A 10,228-nucleotide genomic window follows, 5' to 3' on the forward strand; every position below is an offset into this window, starting at 1 on the left:
GGGCATGGCTGCTCCTGACTGGATCGGGGGTGGGAAAGGGGGGTGGCACCGGTGCGGACGAGGTGCCACCCCCGCCGGCGGGATCAGGCGAGGCGCCGGACCTCCTCGCCGTGCTTGTCCTCGAGTTCGGCGACCCGCGCCTCGAGCTGGGCGATCTTGACCTCACGCCGGTCCGGGATCATCACGATCGGCAGTTCGCCCAGCGGTGCGGTCACCCGCTGCGGCCCGTCGATGGTGAACACCGTCGCCGTGATGTCGTCGGTGTCCGCGCCCCACGAGCCGTAGTAGTGCAGGTCCTCCGGCGGCTCGGGCTTGACGAGCTCGGCGCAGAACTCGGCGTAGGGCTTGCCCCGACGCAGCCGGGCCTGGCGGGCGGCGTCCCGGGCCGCCTTCGTGCCTTCGGCGTCGAGCCGGAAGGTCTGCGGGTCGTAGCGCACCCCGAAGATCTCCTCCGCGACCTTCTGGCTGATCCGGCCGATTTCGGCGTCCCGCACCACCGATTCCGGCAGCCGCTCCAGCGGGTCGCCGTAACCGCCGCCCGCGCCCTGGCTGATCATGTAGAGCTCGCCGTCCTTGGCGATGTCGAACTGCAGGCCCATGTGGTAGGTCGAGTAGCGGCCGTCCTCGAAGGGACGCTCGTTCATGACCTTCTCGATCGACAGGTCGAACTTCGTGTTGTCCCGGCGGATGTGCTCGTAGACGTTGGTTCCCTTGACCATGGCGAGCGGATAGGTGCCGCAGCCGTAGCCGCCGTACATCCCGTAGATGGAGGAGAACTTCGCGCCCGAGGTCACCGTCATGAAGCCCCACTGCGGGGAGCCCTCGGCGGCGACGATCATCTCGTAGCCCATCCCGCCGGTGAACTTCCCGAAGCCCATGTTGTCGCGGACGAGGCGCTTGGACACCAGTTGCAGGAAGGGGACCTCCTCCTCCATGACCTCCTGTTCGGCCGTGTCCGCCATGGCGCAGAACAGCGGGGAAACCGCGTCCTCGCCGTCACGGAACGGCTTGGCGCCGCCCGGCATGCCGTTGAGGTCCGCGCAGAGGTTCCCGACCATGTCGCCGTGCTGGGTGATCCCGCCCCAGAGGAACGTGTTGATCTGGTTGAACCAGTTCGCGACGACGTTGCTGTACTTCTTGGGCGTGGAGAACGACATCCGGCTGTAGAGGGCCTGCATCGCGGAGAACCCGCGGAATGAAGCCTGCAGCGACTGGCCCATGGGCGCGTCGTAGGAGGCGTCCGCCCAGGTGCCCTCGTCCGAGATGATCTCGATACAGCTCATGGCCGAGGTGCAGCGGGGCAGATCCGGCCACCAGAAGGCGAGGATCGCCTGCATGAACATCGACTTGACCGAGCAGAGCGGGCTGTTGATCGCCCGGTTGAGGATCTCCGGCCCGGTGCCCCGCAGGTCGACCGTCATCTTCTCGCCCTTGACCGTGATCTTGCAGGCGAACTTGATGAGGATGTTCTCCTTGAGGGTGGAGTCCATGAACTGGTCGAACCGGTAGGTGCCGTCGGGCAGTTCACCGATCCGCCGCCGCACCTCGGCGTCGACGTCCTCGACGGTGGTGCGCAGGGCCGCGACGAAGGTGTCCACCCCGACCTCGTCGATGATCTTGTCGATGCGCGCCATGATCTTGCGCACGGCGGTCATCTTCACCTTGAGGTCGGCGAGCTGGAGCTTGGGGTCCCGCACCGAGTGCTGGAGGAAGGTCAGCAGGTCCCGGCGCAGCCGCCCCCGCTCGACGATTTTGAACGGGCTCATCCTCAGCCCGTCGTCGAACGGCGTCTCGGAGCCCGACGGCATGCCGCCCGGCTCGCAGGCCCCGTTCTCGCCCTCGTGGATGGTCGCCGCGACCCAGGCGATGATCTCCCCGTCCCGGATGATCGGCATGATCATCGACTGGTCGGTGTTGTGGATGTTGCCGAACCGCGCGTCGTTGTGGATGAACCCGTCGCCCTCGTGGATGCCGACGGTGGGTTCGTCCTTCCAGTACTTCATGATGTAGCGGATCGGGTGGTGCAGGATCGCGCTGAACGCGATCACCCCGTGGCAGGACAGGTAGGAGACGTCCCCGGCCGCGGTGTAGATGGCGGTGGTGAGGTCGCCCCATTTCGCGCCAGGGGCGGCGCCCTGCGCCTCGCACATTTCGTAGCCCTCGTCGAGCGCGCCGGCGATGCGCTTGCGGATGCGCTCCACCTGGAGGCGGTCGACCCCGGCCTCGATCGCCCGCTCCTCGTGGCCCGTCCTCGCCGAAATGCCGTGGTCGCGCATGATTTCCGGGTCGGGGCCGAGGAAGAGGGTCGTCTCGTCCATGAACCGGTCGACCCATTCCCGTTCCTGCGTGGTCAGGGCGGCCCGCGACGGCTTGTCCTCGATTGTGGTCATCTCAATGGCTCCTTCTGCTTTCGAGTAACCGGCGGTTCAGTCCCGCAGGAACCACACCGCGCCCTGGCGCGTCGGCTCGAGCCGCCAGCCGGGCTCGACCAGATAGGTGGTGTTCTCGGTGGTGACGATCGCCGGACCGGGGATGACGTGCTCGTGGGTGAGCGCGTCCTGGTCGTAGACCGGGGTGCTGACCGGGGGTTCGTGGCCGATGAAGTGGACGTCGCGGCGCGAGCCCTCGGCGGGCACGGTGCGCTCCCCGCCGGCTTCGAGCGGTTCGAAGTCCACCACGTCCCCGTCCACATAGGACGCGACCCGGATGGTGTTGCACCGGATGCCCGCCTCCGGCGCCGCGCTCGACGCCCCGAAGCGGTGGCTGTAGACGTCACCGAAGATCTTGATCATCGCGAGGACGTCGCCCACCCCGCTCATGCGGTTGATGTCCTCCAGCGCCACCGCCTGGGTGAGCAGCTGGTTGCCGTACCGCATGTCGAGTTCGAGCCGGTATCTGACGTCCTCCGGGGCGAAGCCCTGCCGGACGAGGTCCTCCCGCCCCTGTGCTTCGAGCTCCTCCACCACGGCGTTGAACTCGTCGTAGCGGTCGTAGAGCGCCCGCGTGGTGGCGTTGTACATCGTCACGTGCACGCCCCGCTCGTGGAAGTGCAACTGCTTCATGTTCCCCGCACCGCAGGCGGAGAACACCGAGGAGAACGGCGGCGCGAGCACTCGCCTGATCCCCGCGTGCCGGGCGATGCCGCACGCGTGCAACGGCCCGTTGCCGCCGTAGGCGAGCATCGTGAAGTCCTCCGGCAGGTAGCCGCGGACCCGCAGTTCCTTGCCGATCCCGATCGCCATCTGCTCGTCCACGCCGTCCTTGATCGCCCGCGCGACGTCCAGTACGTCCCGGTCGAGCGGATCGCACAGGGTCTCCTCGATGGCGAACCGGGAGCGCTTCGGGTTGAGCGTGATGTAGCCGTTGGCGTAGTTGTCCGGGTCGAGGTAGCCCAGGAGGAGATCGGCGTCGGTGACCGTCGGGCGCAGGCCGCCGCGGTCGTAGCAGGCCGGGCCGGGGTTCGAGCCCGCCGACTCCGGGCCGATCCGGATGGAGTGGTGGATGCGGTCGTAGGTGGCGATCGAGCCGCCACCGGCGCCGAGGGTGTCGAGGTGGACCATCGGTACCGAGACCAGCCAGCGGTCGATCGTGGGCAGGAAGTCGTAGTGCTTGACCCCGCCCTCGGGCACCAGGCCGATGTCGAACGAGGTCCCGCCCATGTCGGTGGAGATCACGTGCCCGAGCCCGGTCTCGGTCGACAGGTGCTCCGCCGCGCCCACCCCGGCGATCGGTCCGGAGTGGATGGTCTGGAGCGCGTCGGTGGAGTTCATCTGCGCCATGCCGCCCGAGTTGTGGATGACGAGCATCGGCTTGTCGTACCCGGAATCGCGCAGGTTGTTCGACAGCTGCGACAGCGCGTGGAACATGATTTCGTGGAGGAAGCCGTCGATGATGGTCGAGGTGGCACGGACGTATTCCCCCTTGCGGCCCGAAACCTGGTGGCCGAGCAGGACGGGGATGGCTCCGAGCTCGTGGGCGGGGAACTCCTCGAGGATGATCTCCTGGATGGCCAGCTCGTGCACGGGGTTCTCGGTGGCGTTGACGAGCGAGACCACGATCGCCTCCGCCCCGGCGTCGACGAGTTCGCGGACCACCGCGCGCACGTCCCCGGGATCGAGATGGGCGACGATCCGGCCCGCCGAGTTGATGCGCTCCTTGACCGAACGGATCAGGTGCCGGGGCACGATCGGCTCCGGCCGCTCGGCCGCGGGGAGGTTCTGCTGCATCGAGTAGTCGAGCCCCTCGCCGTAACCGCGGCCCCGGGAGAGCGGGATCGTGTCCTCGAAACCGTGGGTGACGATCGCGGCGACCTTGGGGCCCTTGCGCTCGATGAGTGCGTTGGTGCCCAGTGTGGTCGCGTACCGGACGGAGTCCACCTTGGACAGTACGGTGCCGCGGTCGAGCCCGGCTCGTTTGCAGGCAAGGTCGAGTGCCTCGTTGAAACCGAGGGCGAGGTTGTGGTGCGTGGTGAGCGCCTTCGCCTCGACGTAGGTGTCGTCCCAGACGAAGAAGCAGTCGGTGAACGTGCCGCCGATGTCGACGGAGATGCGTTTCATGGGTACTCCTGGGGGTCGCGGGTCAGCGGAGGTGGCCGATCGCCTTGAGGGCGGCGGTGTGTTTCTGGGCGTCTTCACCGGGCCCGTAGTTGTGGACCTCTTCGGGGTCCACGCCGCGCTCTTCCCACTGCGCGCGCAGCGCCGCGACGTCGATGAGCATGTCGACCGCCGGCGGGTGGCCCGGCGGGATGTATTCGGTTTCGATCTGGGTCCCGCAGCCGGGGCAGTAGTACTCGAGGATCCGGCAGTACGCCGGGTCCGGGGAGAAGGTGAACTCGTACCGCTCGGGGTCGATGATCGGCTGGTGGATCTCGCGGGGGTCCCGGTCGTGGACCAGGGTGCCCTCCTTGTAGTTGCCGTGGGCGCTGCCCATGTCCTGATCGCAGACGCGGCAGACCCAGCGTTCGGTGTCGAGGTCGATGACGAGGTACTCGGTCATGGGGACTCGCACGCCGAGCCTCCTTTCGGGGACGGAACGGTCAGTGGGTGTCGTGCAGGAGGAGATCGCCCGCGGCGGTGACCCGGAAGGTCCAGCCGGGCAGGACGCGGGCGGTGAAGAAGGGGCCTTCGACGATCGCCGGGCCCGCCCCGCCGTCGCCGGGGGCGAGCTCGGTGAGGACGTGCACCGGCACCTCGTCGACCCGGTCGGCGGCCGAACGGACCGAGCGCGTCCCGGCGGCCGGGGCCGGGCGGGTCCCGGTCTCCCGGTCCGGGGCCAGCTCGGGATGCGGCAGCGGCGCGGTGACGGTGAGCCGGAGGGACAGCCGGCGGCCCGGATGGCCGGCCGGGTCACCGGGACGGTAGGGGGTCCGCGCGACGGGAGTCCCGTCCTCGTCCTCGACGCTCACCTCCCACGCGGTCTCGCAGGCCGCGAGTGCGTAGCCCTCCTGGAACATGTCGCGCCCGGCCCGGACCAGGAGCTCGTCGTGGGTGGCCTTCACCGACTCCGTCGTGGGCTCGGGCACGCAGACCTCGTAGGTCTTGCCGATGTCGGAGAAGGAGATGCCGAGCGCGGAGAAGACCGCGGCCGTGCGCGGGACGAGCACCCGCTTCACCCCGGCGGGCCGGGCGGCGCCGGTCGCGCTCATCGGCCCGGCCCCGCCGAAGGCGGCCAGGGTGGTGTCCTCGGTGACGAGGTGCGCGAACGCCGAGGACAGGGCTTCGAAGTACGCCTGTTCCATCCGGACCAGTGCCTCTTCGAGGCCGATGCCGAGCGGGTCCGCGATGGTTTCGGTGATCACGGCCCGGGAGCGCTCCGGGTCGAGGCGGAACGTGCCGTCGAGGTAGGTGTCCGGGTCGAGGACACCGAGCAGCAGGTTGACGTCGGTGATCGTCGCCTGCTTGCCGCCGAACCCGAAGCACGCCGGCCCCGGTGCCGCCCCCACCGACCGGGGCCCGACGGTGATCCGCCCGTTCTCCACGGCGATCACGGAGGACCCGCCGACCCCCTTGGAGTGGACGTCGCTCATCGGGTAGGAGATGGGGACGCCCCGGATCCTGCCGCGCTCGTCGGCCGCGACCCGGTCGCCGGAGACGACGCCGACGTCGGTCGTGGTGCCCCCGATGTCGATCATCAGCGTGTGCGCGAGGCCGTACTGGCGGGCCAGCGCCGCGGTGCCCTCCAGCCCTCCGCGCGGGCCGGAGGAGTAGGTCTTGAGCGCGACCGACTTGGCGACGCGGGAGGAAGCGCCGTCGTTGCGGTACACCAGCAGCGGGTTGGCCACCTTGTAGGACTTCAGGCGCCGCTCCGCGCCGTAGAGGAACCGCTCCATGGTCGGGTGCAGGAAGGAGTTGAGCACGCACGACCAGACCCGGCGGGCGTCGTTGCGGTCGCCCGCCAGATCCCAGCTGTAGATGAGCGGGATGGAGCCGAGCAGGTGCCGGGGGAACCGGCGCAGGAGCACGGCCCGCAGGCGCCGCTCCTGCTCCGGGTCGCGCCCGGCGACCACGACGCGGGCGGCCCCGAGCGTGGCCAGCCGGTTGACCCGCTGCACGACCTCGAAGTCGATCTCCTCGTCGCCGGCGTCGCCGTCGATCTCCAGCACGCGTTCGCCGACGAGGCCGTCGAAGAGTTCCCGCTCGGCCTTGCTCCCCCGCATCGCCCCGTCCAGGCCCGGCAGGGTGGTGAGGATGCCGATCATCGGGCCGCGGCGCTCGACGAGCGCGTTCGTCCCCTGCGTCGTCGAGTACCGGATGTGCTGGGTCGCGTGGAGCAGCCGCTCGATGTCGGCCGTGCCGTACCGGGCCGCCGAGGCCTTTTCGATGCCGCTGAACAGGCATTCCGACAGGTCGTGTGGCGTGGTGAGCGTCTTGGTGAAGGTGAATCCGGTGCCGTCCCACACGCAGATGTCGGTGAGCGTTCCACCGTTGTCGATGTTGATGAGGGTGTCCATGCCACTCCTTGATCGCAGCGGATCCGCGGGAGCGACTCGGCCGTCACGCTTTCCGGCCCTGCCGTCGCCCTCGACGGTGAGATCCACCCTGCTGGCGTCTCACGCCCCTGAGCTGTCCCAAGTTGGGACACCGGCCCGGGTTGGCTCCGCCCCGGTGTCCGGGCATCATGGGGGCCACCCCACGCACCGGTGGCCGCAACGAGGAGGCCCTATGCCGGAGAGCCAGCTTCTGCGCATGGCCGCTGCCCGGGCCGACTTCCTGGAGTACGGCAGGCAGGGCGCGGCAGGTGTGCCCGACGTCGTCGCCGCGTCCTGGGAGCGCAGCAGGCAGGCCGGGGTCGACATCGCGCATCCGGTCACGGACTTCACCGCCGACATCGACACCAGCTCACGGCTGGTCCGGTGCGCCCAGCCCGTCCTCGACCAGCTCGGCGACGACACCGCGGACATGCCGCTCGTCATCGCGCTCACCGACAGCCAGGCGCGCGTGGTCCAGCGCCGGGACTCCTCCACGGCGGTCGGACGGCTGCTCGACCGGGTCGCGTTCGCCCCCGGGTTCAACTACGCCGAAGGCACGATGGGCACCAACGGGGTGGGGACGGTGCTCGAGGCGGGACAGGCCGTGTCCGTGGTCGGACCGGAGCACTTCACCGAGCAGCTGCAGTCCTTCGCCTGCACCGGCGCGCCGGTGATCGACCCGCTGACCGGGCGGCTCGAAGGGGTCCTCGACATCTCCGCGCTGGCCGGGGGGTGGAGCCCGCTCATGCACACGCTGGTCAAGTCGGCCGCCAAGGACATCGGGCGCAATCTGCTCCTCGACCGGAACCAGGCCCAGCAGGCCCTGTTCGACACCTACCTGCGCGCCGACGCCCGCTCGGCGCGACAGGCGGTCTTCGCCTTCGCCCCCTCGGTGGTCATGGCGAACGCCACCGCCCAGGCCCTGTTCGCCCCGGCCGAACAGCTGGCCGTGCGGGAGCACGCGACCTTCCTCATGGCGCGGCGGGACCGCGTGAGCGAGACGATGACCCTGGGGTCGGGGCGGGTGGTGCGGATCCGCGGGACCCGGATCGTGTCCGGCGCCGACACGGCGGGCATCGTCGTCATCGCCGAGGTCGTCACCGACGAGGCGGGTGCGCCCGAAAACCCCGGCGGGGCCGCGGGATTCGCCGATCACGTGCTCCCCCAGGTCGCCATCGCCGGGGCCCGGACCCGGGTCCTCGCGGGCGACCTGCGCCGTCCCCACGTCCCGATCGCGGCCGGCTCGTCCCCCGCCTGGGTCCGGGCCTGTTCGGAGCTGCGCGACGCACTCGCCGCGAAGGCGCCGACGATCGTGCTCGGGGAGACCGGCACGGGCAAGTTCACCCTGGTCGCGGAGCTATTCCACGCCGACCACCCCGGCGGGCGCAGCCTCTCGATCGACGCGGCGCAACTGCAGTCCGGTGTGGAGAGTGATCTCGATCCGTTGCTCGGCAGCACCCGGGAACAGACCCTGTGCATCGTGCGCAACATCGACCAGGCGAGCACGGAAGGCGTCGAACGCATCGACGAGCTCTTCACCGTCCTCGGCGCCACGACGGCTCCGGTCACCTTCGCCGCGACCGTTTCGGACTCCAGCCTCGACTCGGATCTGCCGTTCCACGCCCTGCTGGGCCACTTCGAGGTCGCGGTGACCATCCCGCCCCTGCGGTGCCGCACCGAGGACCTCACGCTCATCATCCACCGGGTGCTGGAGGAGATCGCCCCGGGACGGCGAGTCCGGCTCTCCCCCAAGGCCCTGCGGACCATCACCCGCTACACCTGGCCGCGCAACGTGTGCCAGCTCCGCGAGGCACTGATCCACGCGCTGCGGGTGCGCCCGGTCGGGGAGATCCAGGACGAGGACCTCCCGAGCTACTGCCAGACGCGATCCCAGAAGAACCTCACCCGGATCGAAATCGCCGAGCGTGACGCGATCATCGCCGCGCTGGCGGAAACCGAGGGAAACCGGGTCGCCGCCGCGGCGCGCCTTGGCATGTCCCGGAGCAGCCTCTACCGCAAACTCCGGACCTACGGCATCACCGCCTGACGGGGCCGTCCCGGGCTTCGGCGCCGTGAAGGTCCTTGAACCGGCCGGAAGTGTCCCACTTTGGGACGGCCCGGCGGCTTCCCCCGCGCCTATCGTCGGCGCATGGGAAGACCACCGACCTTCACCGCGCTCTGGGACCGGGTCGTCCACGACCGCCCGGACGCGACCTTCCTCCTGTTCCACTCCCGGGAGGGCGAAGTCTCCTCGTGGACCTATGCCGGTTTCGACGCGGTCGTCGACGGCGTCGCGGCCCGGCTCGCGGAGTGCGGGGTGGAGCCCGGCGCCGCGGTCCACGTCATCCTGCGCAACTGCCCGGCGTTCGTCGCCGTCTGGCTCGCGGTGAGCCGGCTGGGTGCGTGGATGGTGCCGGTGGATCCGGCCTCGACGGCCCGTGACGTGGCCCGGCAGGCGGCGCGCACACGTCCCGTCGTGACGGTGTGCGCCGCCGCAAGACGGGACGTGGTGCGCGAGGGCGCGTCCCGGGTCATCGCGCTCGACGAGACGTCCGCCGACCTCGCACCCGGCTCCCCGCTCCTCGCCCCGCCCGGATCCGGTCCGCTGCGGCCCGCGGGCCCCCGTCCCGAGGGCCGCATCGCGGTCATGTTCACCTCCGGCACGACCTCCGAGCCGAAGGGGGTCGAACTCACCCAGCGGAACTACCACCACGTCGCGACCGTGATGGCGGACCTCGCGGATCTCACCCCGGAGGACCGCTGGTACGTCTGCCTGCCGCTCTTCCACGCGAACGCGCAGTACTACTGCTTCGCGCCGGCCATCGCGGCCGGCGCCTCGGTGGCGCTGACCGCCCGGTTCACCGCGAGCCGGTGGGCACACGAGGTCGCCGGACTGGGCGCGACCCACGCGAGCCTGTTCGCCGCGCCGATCCGGATGATCCTGGCCCGGCGGCGGGCCGACGCGCCCGCCCTCGCGCTGAAGCACGTGTGGTTCGCGCAGAACCTCGCCCGCGGGCAGTGGGAGGAGTTCGCCGCGCTCTGCGGCGTCGCACCGCGGCAGATCTACGGCATGACCGAAACCCTGCCCGTCGTCACCGCCAACCGGCCCGGCGAGCCGGACCCGGGCCGGATCGGCGCCGTCGTTCCCGGGCGCCGGGTCGCCCTCCTCGATCCGGTCACCGGGGCGCCGGTCCCCGACGGCGAGCCGGGCGTGCTCACCCTCGCCGGGCGCCGGGGCGAAGACCTGTTCCTGGGCTACCT

At 70.3% G+C, this 10,228-nt stretch carries 6 protein-coding genes; 2 read left to right on the forward strand and 4 right to left on the reverse strand.

Features of this window, described 5'->3' with window-relative positions:
* Positions 1-83: 83 nt before the first annotated feature.
* Genes FNH05_RS22700 through FNH05_RS22715 form a run of 4 tightly spaced genes read right to left on the reverse strand, consistent with a single transcriptional unit; the run spans position 84 to position 6,949 of the window.
* Positions 84-2,390, reverse strand: a complete 2,307-nt coding sequence (locus tag FNH05_RS22700; RefSeq protein WP_144590737.1) for a hydantoinase B/oxoprolinase family protein — start codon at positions 2,388-2,390, stop codon at positions 84-86.
* A gap of 36 nt (positions 2,391-2,426) precedes the next feature.
* Positions 2,427-4,556, reverse strand: a complete 2,130-nt coding sequence (locus FNH05_RS22705; RefSeq protein WP_144590738.1) for a hydantoinase/oxoprolinase family protein — start codon at positions 4,554-4,556, stop codon at positions 2,427-2,429.
* A 22-nt stretch (positions 4,557-4,578) separates the two neighbouring features.
* On the reverse strand, positions 4,579-5,007 hold the full coding sequence (locus FNH05_RS22710) for an acetone carboxylase subunit gamma (protein WP_144590739.1): 429 nt from the start codon (positions 5,005-5,007) through the stop codon (positions 4,579-4,581).
* Between the two features lie 28 nt (positions 5,008-5,035).
* Positions 5,036-6,949, reverse strand: a complete 1,914-nt coding sequence (locus tag FNH05_RS22715; RefSeq protein ID WP_144590740.1) for a hydantoinase/oxoprolinase family protein — start codon at positions 6,947-6,949, stop codon at positions 5,036-5,038.
* A 211-nt stretch (positions 6,950-7,160) separates the two neighbouring features.
* On the opposite strand from FNH05_RS22715, the gene FNH05_RS22720 reads away from it, so the two are divergent.
* Together FNH05_RS22720 and FNH05_RS22725 are read left to right on the forward strand one after the other, a co-directional pair.
* The gene (locus tag FNH05_RS22720; RefSeq protein ID WP_144590741.1) at positions 7,161-9,014 is read left to right on the forward strand and encodes a sigma-54-dependent Fis family transcriptional regulator; all 1,854 of its coding nucleotides are present in this window, start codon (positions 7,161-7,163) and stop codon (positions 9,012-9,014) included.
* A gap of 102 nt (positions 9,015-9,116) precedes the next feature.
* On the forward strand, positions 9,117-10,228 hold a 1,112-nt coding region (locus FNH05_RS22725), incomplete at its 3' end, for a class I adenylate-forming enzyme family protein (protein ID WP_144590742.1).

This window comes from Amycolatopsis rhizosphaerae (genome assembly GCF_007713715.1).
GTDB lineage: Bacteria > Actinomycetota > Actinomycetes > Mycobacteriales > Pseudonocardiaceae > Amycolatopsis_E > Amycolatopsis_E rhizosphaerae.